This window comes from Mesorhizobium sp. M0047 (assembly GCF_040323315.1).
In the GTDB taxonomy this organism is placed as follows: domain Bacteria; phylum Pseudomonadota; class Alphaproteobacteria; order Rhizobiales; family Rhizobiaceae; genus Mesorhizobium.
On the sequence record NZ_JAMYUW010000014.1, the window covers coordinates 139,094 to 158,937 of the forward strand.

The following is a 19,844-nucleotide window of genomic DNA, read 5'->3' on the forward strand; positions in this document are numbered from 1 at the left end:
CAATCAGCTCACGTCCCCACCAAGAACCGGGAGGCGCAACGAAACGGTTCGATGCGCCCGCCATCGGATTAGAGACGCTTCGTCTTGTTCTCACACTCGACATAGGCACCGAAGGCACAAATCGCTCATTTGTATTCAACTGAATTTCACGTCCTAGCGATCGCCGTGACGTCTAATTTGATCCTGCAGCGCCTCAAGAGCGGCTGACGGTAGCCCGTCGACATCTCCGCTATCCACTGACGGTGACAGGGAACGAGCGCCGGCCTCCACTTCCTGATCGAGCGATGCGAGCAGCGCGGCGATCGACGTGGACTTGTTTCCCGGCCGGACTTGGAATTGCAAGACACTCGCCTTGCCTTCAGACGCACTCGGGTCGGACGTCTTTGATGCTGCCGGCGCCGATCGCCGGCCAAGGGTGGGAAGCGGCCGCGGCGCATCATCAGCCGTCTGATCGGCCCGCTTCGGCTTCAACTCCGGAACTTCAGCGGCGACCTCGGCCTTTGCTTCAGCCTCACCGCCCGTTGAAAGGCCTGAGCTTGGCAGCACCTGTGGTGCGTCCGCGCTGTCGCTCTTTACTTTCGGCTTTAACGCGACGGGATCAGCCCTTTCAGCCGCCGCACCAGTCGCACGCGGCACCGCATCGGCATAGGCTGTATCGCCCGAAACCGGCGCTTCGACGGTATCAGGTTCCCCCAACTCGAAAGGGGCCGCCGGCGCGTTGTTAGCCGCCGCTTCGACCTCCGCCATGGAGCGCAGCGGAAGATCCTGCCATCGTGAGAGAGGCGGAACCTTCAAGCGCCGGTGCCGAAATTCCTGATAGGTCGCCTTATAGGGCGCGTCCTTATAATAGGTGATCTTGCGCACCATGAAACCAGGGGGGCTCGAGCCCAGAACCACGGCCTGCTTCGCCGGCATTTGCCGAAGCTCCGCCGCCGTCCGGAACGGCCTTTCCTGATAACTTAAACTCTTGTCTCGGGCCCCAAATATACCTTGACCAGCCCTGATGATCGGGGTGGGCACCTCGATCGTGGTCGGTCCCAGCATTACAGAGACATGTTCCGAGGTCTCCACGTCGTTCATGCGGATGAAAAGCTTCACCTGACACGCGGTCACCGTGGTGTGCCGCGTCGCTTTTCCATAGACTTCGTCAAGCTGGGCAAGATCCTGCAGGATCAGGACCATGCGAAAGCCATAGCCCGCGTTGATCGCCAGCTTGGAAACGATGGACTCCATTTTGCCGAGCTGGCGAAACTCGTCGATCATCACCAGGACCTGATAGGGCTCGTCCGGGCCTGGCGAGGAAGCCATCAGCACATCATGGATTTGCTGAACCAGGAGTTTGATGATGGGCCGGAACACGTCGAGCTGCGCCACCGAGCAGCCGATGAAGAGAGCCGTCGGGTCCTTGCGAAACTTCGAGATATCGAAATCGGTCGACGCCGTAGCGGCTGCAACGAGATCATTGGTCCAGGGGTTGAGAGCCGCCGTCAGGTTGAAGTAGGCCGAGTTTCGCGTTTCCTTTTCCAGCGCAATGAACTGGTTGAGCCCGTGCACGACCCACGAAGGCAGATATTTTTCCTCCTCATTGCGGATATTCGTCAGCACCCTGAGAAAATCCACGCCGGTCGAAAGAAGCATCGCGACGGCGCGCAAATGACGCTGCCCCTCATAGCGTGGTGACGTCAGCACGTAGCCGATCATGGCCGAAAGCAGCTGCCGGCCGGCGCGCGCCCAGATCTCGGAACTTCCTGTCGCCTCGGGGATGATGAAGGAAGAGACCACCGCGCAGTCCGTTGGCATGCGCGCATCGCGCCGGATGAAATCCAGCGGATTATAGCGATGCGAATCCTGCTCGCCGGGCGAAAAGAAAAAGACCTTGTCGCCGAGCGCCTGCCGGTGCGCACCGAACGCCTCGAAGTTCTCCCGCTTCGGATCGAACCACACCGAGGATCCTCGCCACATATAACCGTTCGGAATGACAAAGCTGACGCCCTTGCCCGATCGGGTCGGCCCGACCACCAAGACGTGCGCGGGCTCGTCCGAGCGGATCGTCGCCCCACCCATCTTGCCGAGGATCAAGCCTTGCTTTGCCAGCAGGTTTTTCCTTTCGGCGTCCCTGATCGTGCCGAACCGCGCATTGCCGTAGTGCTTTGGCTTGCGGTTGATCAGGCTTGCAAAGACCAGGCCGACGCCGATCGCCACGACAACCGCGACCGCCATCGCGCCCCGGATGATCGTCTCGCCCTGCGTGGGATGATAGGCCAGGCGCTGGCTGAAATGCTGCCAGGCAACGAACAGGCCGCTTAGGCTGCGTTGCGCGTTCTGGTACTTTAGAAGCCCCCAGCGCGAGGCGCCTTCAGAGGGGAGCGCGGGAGTCCACCGCCATGTCGCCACCAGCTCGTAGGCCAGGCTCCAAAGGGCAAAGAAGGCGGCGAGGCCGATGAGGCCGAGGAGAAGCCTATAAGCGAATACGCGAGACATTCTGGGGAACCTTTCTGGCGGCTCTCCATTCGGTCATGCGGTTGAACCAGATCGCCGAAGTTCCGCGCCAGCCGCCCCGGCGCGTTTGTTGGATCACAATCGGCAGGACCGACCGCACGTAATCGATGATCTCTGCCTTGCTCAGCCCGAGCCCAGCCTGCATGACCATCAATGCTAGCTGCTCAAACGCACCGGTCGGGCTGTCCGCATGGATCGTCGTGATCGATCCGGGATGACCTGTGTTGACGGCGCGCAAGAACGAATAGGCTTCCGCTCCCCGGATCTCGCCCAGGAAGATTCGATCCGGCCGCAACCGCATGGCGGCTTGCAGCAGCGTTTCAACGGTCACGTGCGCCAGGCCCTGGTCGCCCTTTGATGCGACGAGGGGCAGATAGTTGGGCTGGTGTGGTTTAACCTCTCGCGTATCCTCAATGGTGAGGATCCGCTCATCCGAAGGCACCTCGTGCAAAATCGCGTTCAGAAACGTCGTTTTGCCCGACGATGTGCCTCCTGAAAGCAGGATCGAATACCGTTCCCGCACGGCCAGGCGGAGGAAATCCTCGATCTTGCCGGCGTCGAGATATTCGCAAAGGGCGCTGTCGGTCTCGCTCAATTCGCCGGGATCCTGGACGGAGATCGTATCGAACGACCCCCGCTTCCGGTAATCGTCAAGGCGCATATCCTTCACGACCTGCTTGCGGATCGCGAAGGCGCCTCCTGTCGGCGTCGCCGGCGCAAGCACGCCCTGGAAGCGTTCGCCGCCGGGTAGGGCGGCCGAAAGCAAGGGATTTTCCTCGCTGATCGATTGCGAGGATGATGCCGCTATACGTTCCATGAGGTAAGTGATCGCGGCGCGGTCGAGCTCGGGGACGTCGAAGTGCTCCATATGTGTCGAGCCAACAATTTCGACCCACACAAGCCCAGGCCCGTTTGCACAGATTTCGACCACGCGATCGTCGTCGAGCCAGCGCCGCACCGGCTCCAGCGCCTTATTTAGAAAGACGGTTCTTTGCTGCCCGCTCACGTCGTATCTCCCTCAACGCCTCGCGTACCGGGTCCGGATAGAACTCCGAAAAATCGAGGTCCCGGCGGACGAACACCATGATGCGCGACCCCTGATCGACATGGATCGTGGGCGCGATATTGATCGAATTTCGAAGCGCCTCTTCGGCAATGCGGTTGAGGCTTTGCGAGACCTGTTGCGCGCCGATCTGGCGGGCGCTCTGCAAGTATTGGTTGGGCTGCGTCTGGATTGTCACCGTCTGTCCGGTCTGCGGGTCCGTGTAGGTCTGGTTGGTGTTCGACCCATTCTGGTCGTTGCCAAGGTTGGCGATGAATTGCGTCGCACCGCCCACGACACTTAGAAGGATCGCCGAGCCGAACCGCTCGAAATAATGGTTGTCGACCTCGCCCGGCATGCCGCTGCGACCGAGCTCGTCGGTGCCGGTCGAGCCGAGCTGCACCGACATGCCGTCCGATCGAAGCAGGCGTGTCCACACTATGAACACCCGCGTTTGGCCGGTTGCGAGGCCACTGCGATATTCACCGATAAGGCGGGAGCCAGCGGGGATCAAAACCCTGCGACCGTCGAACGACCACACATCCTCCGACACGACGGCCCGAACCATACCGGCAAGATCGCTCTGGATCGCGGTCTCGAGCACGCCTTTGATCATCGTCCCTTGGGCGACCAGAGCGTCCGTGCGCAGGTTCATCGTGGCTTTCGATGTATCCGCTCCGCTCTGGCTCGCCCTTGCCAAAAAACGCCGATTGGGGTCCTCCTCGCCCTCGCCTGCGTTTCCGGCCGCCGCTGCATCCGCACCATTGCCGCCCAATGCTGACGCACTGCCAGGCGCATCGCCGCTATCGACGACGAGCTGCTTGGCGCGCAAGCGCTCCCATTTGCGGCGTTCCTCTTCTTCTTGCCTGCGCCGTTCTTCCTCAGCCAGACGACGGGCCTCGGAATCATCCTGCAGCTGTGGTGGAGCTGCAGGCGGTTGCAAGGCTGGTGGAGGGGGAGGCGGAGCCTCGACCGTCGACGGCGGCTGTGCCGGCGCCGCCGGCGGCTCCTCGGAAGCCGTCGGAATTTTCAGGGTGCCGTTATCAAGCTGGGGACGCGGCGTATCGAGCCCCGGTGCGGGAAACTGTGTGGTGTGAAACTCCTCGCCATCCGACGCCGTCAACAGCGGCTTGTCTGGCGCACGCATCGCCGCATAGATCATCCAGCCGGCGAAGACCACCGCACCCAGCGGCACCACGATCTTGAAGAATGTGCTCGCCCCGAATTTTGGCGGGGCGACCACTGTTCCTTCCTCGGCGAGCATTCTGTACTCATTGGGAGATGGCATCAGGCCCCCTCACTTTCCGAACAGTCCCACCGCCGACACGCTGCGGCTCGTAAGGTTCAAGCCCGGTCGGTTCGTTCACATTGTTCAGTCTCAGATTGAAGACGCAGGTTGCTTCGTTGCCGTTGCGCAGCGTCCACTGGTAATTGACCTTGTCGACGACGATGTACGCGCCCTCGCGGCGATAATTCACAAGCGTCTCATTGCGCTCGCTATCGACGACATAGATCGCCGGCACTTCCCCTGCCGGATCGAAGCGGAACCAGGTCTTCACGCCGTCGTCGTAGATCACGAGCGGCTTATTTGCCGACGACCCCTTATAGGCATAGGACGAGTTGGCGTTTTCGGCCTTGAAACCCTGCCGGTTCGGCTGTGCCGCCCGGGCCTGGGCTTCGTCCATCAGCGCCGCGTCAGACACCTCTTCGGGATAGCGGAACTTGATCGCATAGACTTGTTGCGCAACCGGCCGAAACTCGCCGTTGAGGAAGAACACATAGCTGCGCTTGTTGGTCAGGACATTGAGATTCCCGCCCGCATTCTTCTCGATCGGCTTCACAAAGAGCACATTGCCCTTCTTGTTGGGCTCGATGCTCCAGGCCGGGACGTCGCCAGCGCCGAGGGTTTCGATTTTCTCGTCATCGCCGAATTCGATCATGGTCGAGGCGCCATAACTGGCCGGCACCGACACCACATCGTCTTTTTGATACCAGACGAAGCGAATGCGACTGTCACGAGATCCCGCCCGAGGGGTCTGTTCGGCAAGGGCCGGCTGAACCGCGCAAACGCCGAGCCCGATTGCCATCAGGATGCCGGCGACCTTCATTGCGGTGTCTCCGCGGTGGGTGCTGGCGCCGTCTCCTGATCGCGCCGATATTCGAGCACCTGGAAACCGAGCGGATTTTGAAAGCGGATCTCGTTTTTAGCCGGCACGCCGGTGTAGCGGAACCGGATCAACGACACCCAATGCCGCTGCACGGTGTTCGCCTGGCTCTTTTCCTCCGTCATGAACCGGACCAGGGCGGTCCTCTGGTTAGGAAATGTCACGGACTTCACGGTCACAGCCACGACGGTGTTTCGCCCATAGAGCACGACCGGGTTCGTCACCTTGTTTGCCGGGCTGAAAAGCTCGACGAGCTCCCTCGAGGCATCGCCGGCGCTCAGCAATTGCGCGAGATCGAAGTTGTCCTTCAGGGCCTTCGGATCGTAGGTCTCGCGAGCCTTCACATAACGGACGATATCGAACATCCCCATCGACTCGTCCTGCTGCAAAGGCCCGTCGGCCAGCGGCCGCTTGACCTCGACAAACCCGGTGGATTTGTCGACCACCACCATGTAGGGCTCATAAGTCTTGAGCGGCAGCGCAAGGATCAGCGCGCCCACCGCTGCAACGGCAATGACCGAGGCAACGCTTGCCACACACCACGCCAGAGATCGCGACCAGCGATTGCGCCGCGCGATATCTTTTTCCCAGATTGCCGCATCCACGTAGTACGGCAAGGGAGACTCGGTTTCCTTCGCCGGTCCCCCAGCGCTTTCCTTCACATCGCTCATTGGTGCCCCAAACCTATGCGGGATCCGTCAGCTTTCGGGAAAGCCGTGCATATTCCGCTGAATCCTCATACCTTCTCTGTGCGAGGCTCACGCGCGCCCGCTCGCGACCCGCCAGACGTTCCTGCCGCGTGCTCCAGCCCAAGCGTCCCATCAGCCTGCGCTGACCGGCTTGGCCCATCGCTGCGAAGGCGCCGCCGTAGAAGCGCCCGAACGAAGGCGTTCCAATACCAATTCCGCCCGCGAGCGAGGCGGCAACGTTGGTGATTTGCGACAGCAGCAGCACGCCGACGAGGCAGATCAGGATCAGCGGCGCGGCTTCGGTCAAGGTCGTTGTCGCAGCACCATTCGACCGGTTGACCGCGTCGAAATAGGTCTGGGTAATCGAGATGAAGAAGGCACAGAAGGCGTAGACCAGAATTTGCACGCTCATGTACTGCACGATCGCGGTTATCCAGCCGGCGAAGAACCGGGTCGTATAGCCGAACAGCATAAGAATGATGAACACTGGGGCGAGCGCCAGCAAAAGCCAAAGAAAGATCTTCGACAGGATGATGAGGAAGATCGCATAGCCGATGAGCAGCGCGCCGACGACAAGGATGATCGCCGCCAGCACGTAGCCGCCGAAGTTCAACACGCCAAGGCTCTTGATAAAGGCGGAGGTGGAATTGGCGAGCGAATCCCAGATGTTTTGCAGGGCCGTCTGCACGGAGTTGACGGAGTTCAGCCCGGCCGATGTCCCGGTCACATTGGCCGAAACGCTCGTCAGAAGGCTGTTCCCGATCGCGGAAGGTGTCTCATTCGCGAACGAATAGGCATATGTTTGAAAGTCCCCCCAGCTCGTCGCCAGAGCGTAGATGACGAAGGCGCGGAACAGCCGCCAGACCATCTCTTTTCCCGATCCGGTCGAGGTTCCCTGCCAGATGCCGATGGCCCAAAATATCACGTACAGCGTCAGCATCAGGCCGGCGACCCCCACCTGTCCCCCGCCGGTCAGGGCCGACGCGAGGTTCTGGTAGGCTTGCGATACATAGTTATTGCCGAACTGATCGACCTGTTGTAGAAGCGTCGTGATATTGAAGCTCATTTTTTCGCCGCCCCACCTGGAAACAAAGATGGATCGCTATTGAGTGCCTTCATCGGACCGCACTCGAATGGCTTCTTCGCTCCTGTTCTTGGTTCAGGCGCTGCGAACGCCATCGGCTGCATTGGTCCCTCGTCGCGCGAGCATGGAGCCTTGAGCGGCCTGTGGCCGCACCCCGAGGTCGCGACAGCGCTAATGATGGCGGCCGCTGATAGAAGAAAGCGTACCGTCATTGGCCGGACTTGTATTCGAGCCCCCGCGAGGCCTGGGTGATCAGGTTCATACGATCGATGTTTTCCTGATTGGCGGCCGCAGTAGCTGTGTTCACCGCGCCGATCAGCTCGTTCACTGTCAGACCCGTTTGCACCATGATCTGGCTGTTCTGATCGATCGAGCCCTTGATGTCCTGCGCCGTGCCGATCCGTTGAGCGCCCGACTGAAAAGCGCTGGAACGGGTCTTCACCCCATTTTGCGAGGAGTCGACCAGTCCGGTGACCGTGGCCGCGACGTTCACCAGGGCGCTGTAATTCTTATCCATCTGCGTCGTCTGGCCATTGATCAGGCCCGAAATGGTTTTCACCAGCTGCAAGCCATTGATCATGTTCGAAACGATGCCCTGCGATCCATTGCCGAGGCCGGCGAACGACAACGAGCCGCCCGAGATCACGCTACCAAGCGAAGGCGCGTCCCCCATGGAGAAGCCGCCATTGCCCAAGGCCATCTGCGCGAGCTGGCCGGCCTGGCTCGACCGGTCGCCCGTGACGGCTTGCAGCGTCTTTTGCGTATAGTCCATGATGTTGCGGTCGGTGTTGAGGATCTCACTCGTGGCCGATGCAATCTGCCGAGCCTGTTCCAGATTAGCCTCGTCGATCGTAGGCACCTGCGCAAAGGCGATGCCGCCCAAGCCAAGCAAGAGTGCCGCTGTTAACGGAATTCCACGCATAGCGCTTTCTCCTATTGAGCCTGATATTGCTTGATGGCCGACATCAGTTCGTCGGTCGTCATTGTCACGGGAGCGCGGTTCGCGTCCCTTTGGATTTGCGAAAGCACGGGCGAGACGTTTTCAACCGTGTCGGTCGTGCGCGGCGCCGTGCATGCGCCGTCCGTCGACGGACAGCACGGGTTGCCGGCCGTGCCGCCGCCGCTCGTAGCCCCGGGACAGCTTGTCGAGCCACCCGTGCCAGGCGGCGGGGACGCGGGAGTGGGCACCACCAGGCCGGAGGATCCCCGACTTGTCAGTGTGGCAGTGCCGATGTTGCGCACGTTGAAAGCTTGGGCGAAGAACCCTGTCGCCTGGATCACCTCGTTGAAGGTCAGCCCGCCTTGGGCGCGGATTGCGCTGTTGCGGTCGAAGGCTTCCATGACCGTTTTGTCAGTCCCGATATCTTGACCCATGGTCTCGAAGGACTGCTTATTGGGGGCCACCGTTGACATGCTGCCATTCATCCCGCCGAGAACCTGACCGGTGATATCCAACTGGCCCCTTTCGCCGGCGTTGCCGCCGACAGCGCCCGATCCCGACCCGGTCGAGGCGAACGCCGAAGAGCCCTTGATGTCCGGATTGGCCTGTTCCAAGGACGCCCGGCCACTCGCCGGATCGACCGAAGCCTTCGGGCTATTCACGTTCTGCGCCTTTTTGGGTGTCGTTACCGAGCAATTGACGCCCTGCGTGGCGGACTTCGTGTCCTCCTGGATGAGCTTGATTTGAACCTTGTCGGCCTTGTCCTCGCTCCGCTGCGACAGAATAGGACTGTCAGAAACCGGCACGGCCGCCATGACCGTCGATCCCGCGAAAATCGTCACAAGGGCGGCCGTCGCGCCCATAATGGTCTTCATTCCGGGTCCCTCCCAAGAAAGATTGGCAACCAAACCTGCGGATCGTCGCCGACGCGCGCGCGCAGCGCGTCGAGCTCCTGAACCGTCTCAATTCGACCGGAGAGGATCTTGATCGCGTCAGGCATCGCGCCCAGATTGAGGCGCGCAATGACGCTGTCCTGATCATGCTTGATCAGGAATTTGCGGGCTTCGGGCGGGGTTTCGCGGATCCATTTGATCTCGCGCTCCGACAGCCCGAACGCCCTGTGCGATTCCTCGTCGGCCTTCGGGTTGGGGAAAAAAATATTGGTCGGCGTCTGTTCGATCAGCGTGTTGGCGATCGATGACTTCACAATGTCCGCCGCTGACTGCGTGCCGAAGCCAACGATGCCATTCAGCTTACGAATGGTTTTCAGCTTGTCCTTGATGAAGTAGCTGAAAATATCATTGTCCAGCAGCTTCCAGCCCTCATCGAGGAAGATCATGACCGGTTGCCCGTCAAGCAGCTCCTCGATGCGATGGAAGATATAGAGCAAGGCTGCCGTGCTGGTCGTTGCGTCGCTCAACACGCTCGTCATGTCGAAGCCGAAAATGGACGACATCGAAAACGAGTCTTCCACGTTGTTGAACAACCAACCGCGCTGATCGGGCCTCATCCATGGCTGCAAACGCGAATAGAGATCGTCATCGCCGGCGCGCATCGCACCGCGCAACAGCTCGGCGAACTCCTCCATGGTTCGACCTTCCGGCGGCGCGCTCGCCACCTGGGCGATCGCGTTGCGGATGACTTGCTCCTCGCGCGTCGAGTGGGCGTGTCCGTCGGATCGACGCAGCATGAAGCTGAAAAGCTGGAAGAGAAATTCCCGGTTGCGCGGCGTATCGGGCAGGCGCAACGGATTGAAGCCGGAAGGCTCGCCGGCCTTCAAAACCTCATAGCGGCCGCCAAGCGACCGCACGAAGATATCCAGGCCACGGTCCTTGTCGATCATCACCAGCTTGGGGCGCGGCGTGATGCGCTGCGCCTGTGCCGCGAGAAAGCCGAGCAGCACCGTCTTGCCCGAGCCCGAGGGGCCGTTCAGAGTGAAGTTGCCGAGGTCTCGAACATGGAAGTTGAAGAAGTAGGCCGTTTGCGACGTCGTCTCGAGGACGCTTATCGGCGTTCCCCAATGCACCCCGCCAGTCCGGCCGCTCGGATAGTTATGAAAGGCGGAGAAGCCCGCCATGTTCTTCGATGAGATCATCGACTTGCGCGCCACATAGGCGAAATTGCCGGGCAGGGTGGCCCAGAATGCAGGTTCACAATTCAGGTCCTCGCGAACCCACAGGGCGGACACCTCCGTCAGCGCGGTGCCGACGTCGGTCACGCAGCGCGCCACGTCGTCCATGGTTTTCCCAAGGCACAGCACCGTCAGATGATGCAAACCATAGAGCGCTTCCGAAGACAAAAGCTCATCGCGCGCTTCACCAAGTTGATCGGCCACGATCGAGCCGGCTTCATCCGACATGTCGATCTTGCGCCCGACCCGCTCCATCTGGGTCAGCGCCTGGGGCTTGTCGATGATGGCGAAGGATTGCGTCACGATGAATTCCTGCGGCACCTTCAGCATGGGGTTGAGCATCCCCGGTCCCGTGATGGAGGGGTACTCGCCTACCGAAATGATGGCCCCGTATCGCGTTTCGCCAGGGAACGCCCCGCGAATTTCCAGCGCGTTCGGGCCGAAGAACAGCCGCTTTGTCGCTAGCGCCTCCGCGAGTTTCATGCGCGGCAGTGCCATCGGTCGCGGAAATCCGCCATTGACGAGCTGCACCAGGAATTCCAGCGGCTCGGAATGCCAAACGTCACTGCGCTTGACGACGGTGAGAACCCGCGCGCCATAAGCCTGCAGGCTCTCTCGGACGGCTTTCATCACGTCCGTGAGTTCGATCAGCGCCCGCTCCTCGCTCGAAGAGCGACCGTCCGCAGCCCTTCGTCCCAAAAGCTTGCGGATCACGAGATCCGCCGTCCCGACCGTGCCTTGCAGCTCGCGCCGCACGATGGTCAGGTAGATATCATTCACAAACATGCGCTGGGTGCGCAGGGCCGCCGTATAGCGCTGGTCCAGCTCTTGGCAGAACTTGTTTTCGAAGCTCGACTCGATCGCCGGCTTCACCTCGCGGCGCACGATATGCGAGTAGATCGCATAGCGGGAATTCGCCAACCCCCGAATGAGATCGTTGCGGCCGAGCAGGCGCGAATTGATCTCGGCGATATCGATCGTCTCGAAGCACAGTCCGCTCATGTGAACGAAGGACATCAACATGCCGTCCTGCGTCTTGATCACCTCGTCGGACACATGCCGCGAATAGGGTATATGGGCCGAAACCGGATTCTCCCGACGAGACACGGCCCCGAAACTCAGTTCATCACGAAGAGCCCGCGCGATTGCCATGGTCACACCCGATAACTGCGCGCACCCCAGAAGCTGGCGCTTCGGGGCGGCGTCTTTCGCGAACGGATGAACATGATCTCGATGAACATGGGATCGCGCATGATCGCGATCCTGGCAACAGCATAGAGCGGCACGCAGATACAGAGCATGACCAGATTATGGGTTGCGAGGAACACGACCGCCGTCAGCACGCCGATGAACCCCGCAAGCTCATAGGGAATGCCGAGCACCGTCGGCGCTCGGGTCAAGCCCTTGACCAGCGGAGTGATCAACAATTTGGGCTCGCCAGGATCGATCCGGCCGTCTGCCATGCCGATCACCTGCCGACCGCGGATTGAAAGAATTCGACGATCTGAGCCGAGCCGAAGACCAGCACGATACCCAAGACCCAGCTTCCGGCCACAAACCACGACAGGCGCGCCGCCCAGGCCATGAAGCCCATGAAAATGCAGAACAGAACCGCCAAAGCCGTCGCGATCGGCCCGGTCAGGGTCTGCACCAACGTCTGCAGCGTGCTTTGCACCGGCTGGAGATTTCCGCCCCCGGCCATCGCCTGCGTTGCCAAGAGCATGAGCGGCATCGCCACACCAGCGCTGCGTGCAGCAATCATCTTCCACAAGGTCATCAAAGCTTCTCCTCAGTCAAAGTTTTGTACCATCCCGCCCTGCCAGACCGGCGCCGTCGCTTCGCGAGACGACATTGTGCTGCCATTGCGGGAGTTGGTGCGGGATGTCGGATCATTTCGTTGATCAGCTGCGCCGGCCGCAGCCTGTTGAACGCCGGCGAGGTCAAGGCTTACCGACCCTACGGGCATCACTGCCTCAGACCCGACCGATGGCCATTGGTAGAAATCGTTGATGACGTTGGCGACGTAGCCAACCGTCTCGGGGTAGGGCGGCACGCCCTTATATTTGAGAACCGCGATCTCGCCGGCATTGTAGGCGGCGAGCATGTATATCGGGTTCGGAAATTTGCGATGCAGATCCCGCAAAAAGCCGATTCCACCTTTCACATTATCCGCGGGATCACAGATATCGACGCCGTAGCTTACCGCCGTGGACGGCAGAAGCTGCATCAGGCCATAGGCTCCTTTTGGCGATAGCGCGCCGGAATTGAAGCGGCTTTCGGCCCGGGCAACCGCGAGGACGAGGGGCGGGGCAAAGCCTTGCTGGCGCGCGACCGCTTCGACGATGCGCTGTCCTTCTTCGTTCGACAGGGCAGCGACGCCGGAGCAGGGGTTGTCAGCCTTGGTCGATGTCACCGTAGCGGCCGCGCTGTCAGCGCTTCCCGCCGTACCGATCCGCTGCACGTCATGGCTCCCAACCTCAAAGGCCGGCATTACCCGGCCCTTGGCGTCGACGGCCGCGTTGACGATGCGACCGGTAGGTGCCGTGACGCTGCCCTGGGAGTTCCGGGAAGCCTCCTGTGCAGACGCCGCTTGGCACGTCACCAGGATCGCACCCGCTGCAAGTACCGTTTTGCGGGATCGAATCATTAAAATAATCCTCCGCCGTTGCCGATTCTGGAATGCTGAATTAATACAATGACTCGATGAACTGCAATCGCGAAATTGAGGCAGACACAATGAAAATGAGCAGGGTTCTTCCCGTTGTGGCGTTTTTGCCGACCTTGTCGGTTCTGTCGGCGGCGCCGGCCCGTGCTGATGATTTTGGCTGCAAGGTTTTGCTGTGCATCCTCAACCCGCAGGGTTGGGCGAGCGTCGGCGAATGTGTGCCCCCGGTCGAGCGCGCTTTCCGTATGGTCGCTCATGGGGAGCCCTGGCCTCAGTGCCCCGAGGCCGGCAGTTCCGGTCGTATCGGATATGAGAAATTCAAACCCTGCCCGGACGGCACGATCGCCGTCTCGCCCGAGACGGAATCGAGCGGGGGCGACAACAGCTCTCGCTCACAAACTGTCTACAAGCCCGACAGCAACGGCGCTTTCTGTGCTCCGCGGAATGCGACGAATGCCTCTTGGAGCACTTACCCGAGAGGCTCGGGTTACGGTGCGCGTCCAACATCGGCCGTGACGCGGCGCGAGCAGAGGACGGACCCAAACTATCTCGATCTCACGACGACCGACGGCAAACAACGGTTCTGGTTCAATCTCAGCAGGTATCAATAATGAAACCTGGCTTCGCCGCCGCCGGCATTCTCGCGGCCGTCCTCGCCAGTGTTCCGGCACTGGCCGAGGACAAACCCAATCCCTGGTTTCCGATCCCCGCTACAGCATCGTTCAGCACCGGCGACACCTGGACCTATGCCGGTGAGACCCACCGTCTCTACGGCGTTCAAGCCTGCCTGCGAGCGACATATTTCACAAATAGCGCAGGGGGGCATGTCGATTGCGGGGAGGCAAGCCTTGCCATGCTCGTGTCTCTCATCCGGGATCTCAAACCTCAATGCTACACGGCCGCTTGGCAGGCCGCGACCAAAACGCGCTTCGTCGTTTGCGTCGCGCAGCCTACTTCAGGATCCGCGGCCGGTTCTCGCATCGATCTCGGCACGGCGCTGATCTCGACCGGCTGGGCGTTCGCGGCCGTCACTCCGAACGGCGCTCCGGTCCATGCTCCCTATATCGTCGCGCAGGAGGTCGCTAAAAAGCAGCACCTTGGCCTGTGGCAGTTTGCCGACGTGCCCGATCCGAATGCCATCATCCTCCGCGATATCCGAAACGCATCTAACCAGGCTGGTCAGTCTTCGAATCCGCCGGCAAATCGATAACTGGTCCCCTGCGCGTTGGATCATACTGTACATTCTGCTGAGGCCATCGCCGGACCACGAACGCGACGGCAAGCGCTATCGCCGAAATCAATCCGAGAACAATAGCCGCGACCAGCCCCGGCTCTCGCCAAAACGATAGACTGTCCCACTGGTTCAAAAGCCGGGCGCCGGACAGCACCAAAATCAGGACTGTTGCGATGACGATGCCCGTTCCCGGATCCATGTCGAATTTCTTCAGCATCGCTTTCTCCTTTTCGCACTCCCTGGTCACGGCCCCGATCAACGATCGCTTCCAGCGCAAACGCCGGCGCCAGACGCAAGCTCAGACGTAGCCTGCCCTACGGGTGCGCCAGCCGTCGTCCGCGCTTCGTCGCGCTCACGGACCCTCGCCAACCGCATCGAATCATTGCCGTCATCTTGTCTTTCGCTTGTTCACGAGTTTTATGTCCTGGCTGGGTCCAATTACAGCTACAGCCTCGCACGCAATTCGGCTTTTCAGTTGTTCGGTCGATATTCCAAAGCCTGCCTGCCGGGCGGAGGCGAAAGCCGCTGCTGTTTGCCCGGTAGCGCCGGTCGGGGGCGGCTTGCGTCCCAGCGCCAGGTCTCGAGCTCGCAGCTTGAAATCAGATGGTCGAATTCCGCCCGTACCGCCTCCTTGGCATCGTGCGGTACGACAAAAAGCGCGGTTCCCTGTTGGTCAACGTCGGTCAGAAGACCGAACGCCATCGGCACCGCCGGCAGCACGTTGTAGCGCAACGTTTTCACAAATCGCCGATGCTCCCCGGTCAGGACCTCGATCAATTCCTTTTCGTCGTTGTGCTGAAACGGAATCCAATTCTCCGTCACGTTCATAAAGCCGATTTCGTCGATCGCCAGAATGCCGGACGGCATCTGCATGACCGTTGCGATGGCGATCAGGTGCGAATTTTCGTGCAGTCGCCACAGGTCGAATTCTGCTGCAAAGCGCTTCGGCACTGCCCTGAACATTTTCTCATCCATGAAGAGCGGCGCGTCGGGCATATGCTTGATCGACAGCTTGCCGCCAAACCGGGCAGGATCGAGCGATTTCACAATGCCGATCACGATCTTCTTGTGCTTCGCCTTGGCTGCCGCCGCGAAAGCCCGCTCCCGATCCGCTGCCAGGCGATCCTTGTGCTCAGGGGAGTACATTGCCGGCATAAACAGCAGCTCGCGCAACTGGAACTTCTGGCTCGACTTCGCATCGGCCGCGCCCCAAAGAAATTTCCGGACCAACCCCCAATTTCTTTTTCCCACAAAGCCGGGTGCCATTAATGTCAACTCCGCCTCTTCCCAGAGATAGTCGAGCAAGCCTCGCAGCGTGAGCTTCTTCGGATCGGCCTTCACAGTATGGTGGGAAGCCCCCTCGCCGGATGATCCCTGTCGCGCCCTGCCTTGTGTCAGTGCGAAGGCCAGCTTCAGCCGCGCCGCCTCCGATGCAGGATCCTCGACGATTGCTTGACCCAAGATCTCCGCCTTTCCCGACAGCGCAAGGGGCAGTTCATAGCGATCACAGTCGACCGCATGGTCCTTGCCGGTGTTCGGCATGCGCTTGATGATCAATTCCTCGCCGACGGCGGCGATGTACATCGGCACACCGGGATGCCGACACAAACACAAGACCCGAGCCTGCTGATCCCGCGCCTGACGCAAGAGCGTCTGAATTTCCGGGTGCTGCGGGCCAACCGTGCGACCCAGAATAGCAAAGTCACTCATAAGGTGCCATCCGACTTTAGATCGTTCGCCTTATGATTAAATCATTGAACCGATGTTTGGTCCAACCCGTTGGGTTCAACGATGCTTCCCATGGATTGACAGTGGTTAACCCAGCAGACTCGAATGGGCTGATGTTTCAGGTAGGCGACCATAGAGCCGCAAGCAGCGGCTGTGGCGGCGATGTAGCCCGTCCGCGGCGTGATCCGCCTGGGATGGTGAAGCATGATGACAATCCGATCCTCGACTTAGACTGTTTCATCGATGGCGTGCATGAAGAGCACGCGGTCATGTCCTCGTGCCGGATGATCCGACGAAGCTACGCCACTATGGTGACCTCTCAAGACCGGAACCGCGCGCTTGTGACGTTCTGTAATGTGGCGCACGAATTTGTGCCGTTTTATATGATCTTTGGAATCCTATTCGTCGCCAAGGCGTTGAAATAAGATCAAACAGGTAAAATCGTTCGATGGTTTCCTCCCATTTCCACCGGACGGTGTTCCTCCCTGAAGGCTTTAACCTTCTTTTGGCCGGGCCGTATCCGAGCCCGGCCATTCTTTCTTCCGGGCTTCCTTGTTCAGCGCTGGCGGAAACGCGTTTTTCCTGGTGTCAATCATTCGCGACCAAGGCGGTTCGCACTCGCCGCCTTAGCGCTTTTCGAAGGCTACGCAGGCGAGGTGTCGGTGGTACTGATGCTGCTGGCGGGCGCCAAAGGCTAACGCGTGACAGCAAGGATCGCAGGGTGATTGGATCGGTTCGCGCTGACGCAGGGACTTGCAGGGCGCATCATGTGAGGCTATATTGTGCCTCACATGAATGGAGAGTGGAATGCTGGCGTTCGGAAATGTAGCCGACGTGTTGGGGCTGCCTGCTAAGGAGGTGGCGGCGCGGTCGCCATTCGGACTGATCTCCCGGATCGAGAATGGACTTCCCATTGGGGTGGTCGAGCGCGTTGCCCATCTCGTTGCCCCGGGAGATGCTCAGTTCAAATACCGGCTGATCCCCAAAGCAACCTACGAGCGGCGCAAGACGGCGCATCGCCTGTCGTCGGATGAGGGCACACGATTGGCCCGTGTGGCGCGCGTCTGGGGGCTTGCTGTCGATGTCTGGCAGAACGAAGAGGAAGCACGCGATTTCTTGTTTCGGCCGCATCCGATGATTGAGGACAAGCGACCGATCGACGTCGTTATCCTCAGCGAGTTCGGCGCCGAAATGGTGGTCGATATCCTCGGAGGTCTGAAGTATGGCAGTGCTGCGTGACGGCGCAGACTCTCGATCGCACCCTATTGTCCTTTCGTGTCGGCGATCCGGCCGGCACCTACCCGATCTTCGACGCGACAGGCTCGACAGTCGCACCAGGGCGATGGAACACGCCCGGAGGTCCTATCATCTACACCAGCGAGCACTATTCGACGGCCCTCCTGGAAAAGCTGGTGCATGGCAGTGGCCGGCTGCCGCCCAACCAGCACTACATCGAAATCACAATTCCGCGCGGACTGAGCTACGAGGTTTTTTCGCAGCCGTCACTGCCCGGCTGGGACACGATGCCGGCGACGGTAAGCAAGGGATTTGGCGAAACCTGGTGTTTAGAACGGCGCAGTGTCATCCTGCTGGTGCCGAGCGTCGTGGCGCGTCTCGATAGCAATGTGCTGATCAATCCGGCGCATCCGGAGTTTTCAAGGATCCAGACGAGTCTCCATCAGCCTGTCTACTGGGACCGGCGGCTGTTTGGCGTGTAAGGGGGCGTTGAGATATCGTCGTCTCATGCGTAGGACCGATCGCGCTTGAGCATTCCTCAGCGGTTTTTCTTGCCCATCCCGCAGGATTACCACACCGGCCAATAGAGATGGGCTAATCCGTTCACTTCCGTCAGTGCAGGCCAAACTCGCGCAGCAACTCTTCACGGTAGCGCACGAACCGACTTTCACTGCGGTCGCGCGGACGTGGCAGGTCGACGTCGATCAACCGCGCCGCACCGCCTTTCTCCTTGGGCAGGATCAACACCCGGTCGGCAAGATAGATCGCCTCTTCCAGATCATGGGTGACCATCACCATGGTCACTTTCTCCTCGCTCCAGATGCGCGCCAGTTCTTCTTGCATGCCGATCTTGGTCATGGCATCGAGAGCGCCTAGCGGCTCGTCGAGCAGCAGGATCTCGGGCTGCACCGTCAACGCCCGGGCAATGCCGACGCGCTGCGCCATGCCGCCGGAAAGTTGCCTCGGCCAGGCATCGGCGAATTCGGCGAGACCGACGAGCGCGATATAGAAGCGAGCCCTTTCCTCGGCATCTGCCTTGGCCACGCCGCGCACTTCGAGGCCGAAGGCGACATTGCCGAGCACGGTCAGCCAGGGCAGCAGGCGCGGTTCCTGGAAGATCACCGCGCGCTCGGCGCCAACGCCGTGGACCGGCTTGCCGTCGATGGCGACGCCGCCGCTGTCGGCTGGTTCCAGCCCGGCGAGGATGCGTAGCAGCGTGGTCTTGCCCGAGCCGCTGGCGCCGACGATGACCAGGCATTCACCGGAGCGGACGTCGAGGTTGAGGGTCCTCAGCACGGCAAGCTGACGCCCGCCGAGCGTGAAGGATTTGGAGAGGTCGCGGATCGAGACCTCTCCGCCGCGGTTGGTGCCAGTCATTTCAGCTCCCGGTCCATCTCAGCCCTCAGTTCGTCTTGGTTTCGCCGGGCCGATACAGAATGTCGGCGGCCTTCAGCTTGCCCTTGGCCAGGCGGCCGTCGCGTTCCAGCACGGCAACCCAGAAATCGATGTCGCGGTCGGTCGCTTGCGCGCCTTCGCGCAGGCCAAAGCCGGTCCAGTAGCGGGCCAGATCGCCATTTTCGCCGCGCTTGTTGAGGATGTCGGCCAGCACCTTGCGGGCTTCGTCCGGATTCTGCCGCGACCAGTCGGAGGCGCGTGCCGATTGTTCGACGAAATTGCGCGCCGCGTCCGGGTTGGCGGCAATGAAGTCGCGTCGCAGCACGACGAAACCGCCGGCGAGTTCGCCCAGCACGTCGGTATCGTTGAACACACCACGCACGCCGCCATTGGCGACCAGCGCGCCGGCGAAGGTCGCCTGCCAGTAGCCGAGGCCTGCGATATCGACCTGGCGCGAGCGCAAGGTCTGTTCGAGCTGCGGTCCGGGCACGACGACGAGGTTGGCGGCATCCGGCGACAGGCCGACGCTGTGCAGCGCCTCGCGCACCGTGTAGTCGAGATGGGCGCCGAGTGTGTTGACCGAGACGGTCTTGCCGGCAATGTCGGCGATCGATTTGATCGGGCTGTCCTCCAGCACGTAGAAGACGCTTTTGACTTGGCTGTTGATGCCGTTGCTCGGATAGGCGGCGACGAAGTCGTTGCCGCCGGAGATCGAGTTGATCACCGCGGCGGTGGCGGCCGAGCCGAGGTCGACGCTGCCGGAGGAAAGCGCAAACAGCGATTCCGGGCCGCCGCCGGAATAGCCGACATTCTCCAGTTCGACGCCGAGGCCTTTGAAATAGCCGAGCTCGTAGGCCAGCTCATGCGGGGAGATGCCGCCACGGCTGGCGAGGTAGCGGAACTTGACCGGTGCGGCCTCGGCAAAGGCGAAGCGGGGCAGGCCGGCGGCGATGATACCGGCGGCAAGCGGTGCACCGGCTAGCAGGGAACGACGCGTGATTTTCATGGTCCGATCTTTCCTAGGATGAGAGGAGGG

21 protein-coding genes are annotated in these 19,844 nt (G+C 60.8%); 5 read left to right on the forward strand and 16 right to left on the reverse strand.

Annotated features, from left to right (window positions below):
• Nucleotides 1-153 precede the first annotated feature (153 nt).
• The 12 genes from NKJ89_RS16250 to NKJ89_RS16305 form a co-directional block, all read right to left on the reverse strand.
• A complete protein-coding gene (locus NKJ89_RS16250; RefSeq protein WP_352603834.1) occupies nucleotides 154-2,481 on the reverse strand; it encodes a type IV secretory system conjugative DNA transfer family protein in 2,328 nt (775 codons plus the stop codon).
• Nucleotides 2,459-3,505 carry a P-type DNA transfer ATPase VirB11 gene (virB11, locus tag NKJ89_RS16255; protein WP_352603836.1) on the reverse strand — a complete coding sequence of 349 codons (1,047 nt, stop codon included), beginning with the start codon at nucleotides 3,503-3,505 and terminating at the stop codon, nucleotides 2,459-2,461. Before virB11 ends, NKJ89_RS16250 begins: the two co-directional genes overlap by 23 nt.
• Nucleotides 3,471-4,805 (reverse strand): type IV secretion system protein VirB10, encoded by a 1,335-nt coding sequence (gene virB10 / locus NKJ89_RS16260; RefSeq protein ID WP_352603838.1) that lies wholly within the window; start codon nucleotides 4,803-4,805, stop codon nucleotides 3,471-3,473. The genes virB11 and virB10 overlap by 35 nt, the downstream gene beginning before the upstream one ends.
• Nucleotides 4,806-4,812: 7 nt before the next feature.
• Nucleotides 4,813-5,649, reverse strand: a complete 837-nt coding sequence (virB9, locus tag NKJ89_RS16265) for a P-type conjugative transfer protein VirB9 (RefSeq protein WP_352603840.1) — start codon at nucleotides 5,647-5,649, stop codon at nucleotides 4,813-4,815.
• Nucleotides 5,646-6,377, reverse strand: coding sequence for a VirB8 family type IV secretion system protein (locus NKJ89_RS16270; protein ID WP_352492034.1), 732 nt, complete (start codon nucleotides 6,375-6,377; stop codon nucleotides 5,646-5,648). Before NKJ89_RS16270 ends, virB9 begins: the two co-directional genes overlap by 4 nt.
• A 13-nt stretch (nucleotides 6,378-6,390) precedes the next feature.
• Complete coding sequence (locus NKJ89_RS16275) at nucleotides 6,391-7,461, reverse strand: TrbL/VirB6 family protein (RefSeq protein ID WP_352603842.1); 1,071 nt, start codon at nucleotides 7,459-7,461, stop codon at nucleotides 6,391-6,393.
• A gap of 226 nt (nucleotides 7,462-7,687) precedes the next feature.
• Entirely contained in the window at nucleotides 7,688-8,362 is a 675-nt protein-coding gene (locus NKJ89_RS16280; protein WP_352603844.1) for a type IV secretion system protein, read from the reverse strand.
• Between the two features lie 50 nt (nucleotides 8,363-8,412).
• The gene (locus tag NKJ89_RS16285; RefSeq protein WP_352603846.1) at nucleotides 8,413-9,282 is read right to left on the reverse strand and encodes a hypothetical protein; all 870 of its coding nucleotides are present in this window, start codon (nucleotides 9,280-9,282) and stop codon (nucleotides 8,413-8,415) included.
• An 8-nt stretch (nucleotides 9,283-9,290) separates the two neighbouring features.
• Nucleotides 9,291-11,702 carry a VirB4 family type IV secretion/conjugal transfer ATPase gene (locus tag NKJ89_RS16290; protein ID WP_352603847.1) on the reverse strand — a complete coding sequence of 804 codons (2,412 nt, stop codon included), beginning with the start codon at nucleotides 11,700-11,702 and terminating at the stop codon, nucleotides 9,291-9,293.
• 2 nt (nucleotides 11,703-11,704) lie between these two features.
• Nucleotides 11,705-12,013, reverse strand: coding sequence for a VirB3 family type IV secretion system protein (locus tag NKJ89_RS16295; protein WP_352492029.1), 309 nt, complete (start codon nucleotides 12,011-12,013; stop codon nucleotides 11,705-11,707).
• A 5-nt stretch (nucleotides 12,014-12,018) separates the two neighbouring features.
• Nucleotides 12,019-12,327 carry a TrbC/VirB2 family type IV secretion system protein gene (locus NKJ89_RS16300; RefSeq protein ID WP_352492028.1) on the reverse strand — a complete coding sequence of 103 codons (309 nt, stop codon included), beginning with the start codon at nucleotides 12,325-12,327 and terminating at the stop codon, nucleotides 12,019-12,021.
• Between the two features lie 12 nt (nucleotides 12,328-12,339).
• Entirely contained in the window at nucleotides 12,340-13,197 is an 858-nt protein-coding gene (locus NKJ89_RS16305; protein ID WP_352603849.1) for a lytic transglycosylase domain-containing protein, read from the reverse strand.
• Nucleotides 13,198-13,286: 89 nt separating this feature from the next.
• On the opposite strand from NKJ89_RS16305, the gene NKJ89_RS16310 reads away from it, so the two are divergent.
• Both NKJ89_RS16310 and NKJ89_RS16315 read left to right on the forward strand, forming a co-directional pair.
• Complete coding sequence (locus NKJ89_RS16310) at nucleotides 13,287-13,826, forward strand: hypothetical protein (protein ID WP_352603851.1); 540 nt, start codon at nucleotides 13,287-13,289, stop codon at nucleotides 13,824-13,826.
• Nucleotides 13,826-14,425 (forward strand): thermonuclease family protein, encoded by a 600-nt coding sequence (locus NKJ89_RS16315; protein WP_352603853.1) that lies wholly within the window; start codon nucleotides 13,826-13,828, stop codon nucleotides 14,423-14,425. Before NKJ89_RS16310 ends, NKJ89_RS16315 begins: the two co-directional genes overlap by 1 nt.
• Here NKJ89_RS16315 and NKJ89_RS16320 read toward each other — a convergent pair.
• The gene (locus NKJ89_RS16320) at nucleotides 14,382-14,666 is read right to left on the reverse strand and encodes a hypothetical protein (protein WP_352603855.1); all 285 of its coding nucleotides are present in this window, start codon (nucleotides 14,664-14,666) and stop codon (nucleotides 14,382-14,384) included. The two genes, NKJ89_RS16315 and NKJ89_RS16320, sit on opposite strands and share 44 nt — an antisense overlap.
• Before the next feature lie 254 nt (nucleotides 14,667-14,920).
• Nucleotides 14,921-16,159, reverse strand: coding sequence for a DUF1173 family protein (locus NKJ89_RS16325; protein ID WP_352603857.1), 1,239 nt, complete (start codon nucleotides 16,157-16,159; stop codon nucleotides 14,921-14,923).
• A 131-nt stretch (nucleotides 16,160-16,290) separates the two neighbouring features.
• Between NKJ89_RS16325 and NKJ89_RS16330 the strand changes: the two genes are divergently transcribed.
• From NKJ89_RS16330 to NKJ89_RS16340, 3 genes are all read left to right on the forward strand, one after another.
• Nucleotides 16,291-16,602, forward strand: coding sequence for a hypothetical protein (locus NKJ89_RS16330; protein ID WP_352603859.1), 312 nt, complete (start codon nucleotides 16,291-16,293; stop codon nucleotides 16,600-16,602).
• A 382-nt stretch (nucleotides 16,603-16,984) separates the two neighbouring features.
• The gene (locus tag NKJ89_RS16335) at nucleotides 16,985-17,416 is read left to right on the forward strand and encodes an antitoxin Xre-like helix-turn-helix domain-containing protein (protein ID WP_352603861.1); all 432 of its coding nucleotides are present in this window, start codon (nucleotides 16,985-16,987) and stop codon (nucleotides 17,414-17,416) included.
• On the forward strand, nucleotides 17,413-17,895 hold the full coding sequence (locus NKJ89_RS16340) for an RES family NAD+ phosphorylase (protein WP_352603863.1): 483 nt from the start codon (nucleotides 17,413-17,415) through the stop codon (nucleotides 17,893-17,895). The genes NKJ89_RS16335 and NKJ89_RS16340 overlap by 4 nt, the downstream gene beginning before the upstream one ends.
• A gap of 130 nt (nucleotides 17,896-18,025) precedes the next feature.
• On the opposite strand, the gene NKJ89_RS16345 is transcribed toward NKJ89_RS16340, so the two are convergent.
• Nucleotides 18,026-18,790, reverse strand: a complete 765-nt coding sequence (locus NKJ89_RS16345) for an ABC transporter ATP-binding protein (RefSeq protein ID WP_352603864.1) — start codon at nucleotides 18,788-18,790, stop codon at nucleotides 18,026-18,028.
• 25 nt (nucleotides 18,791-18,815) lie between these two features.
• Nucleotides 18,816-19,814 (reverse strand): ABC transporter substrate-binding protein, encoded by a 999-nt coding sequence (locus NKJ89_RS16350; protein ID WP_352603866.1) that lies wholly within the window; start codon nucleotides 19,812-19,814, stop codon nucleotides 18,816-18,818.
• Nucleotides 19,815-19,844: the final 30 nt, after the last annotated feature.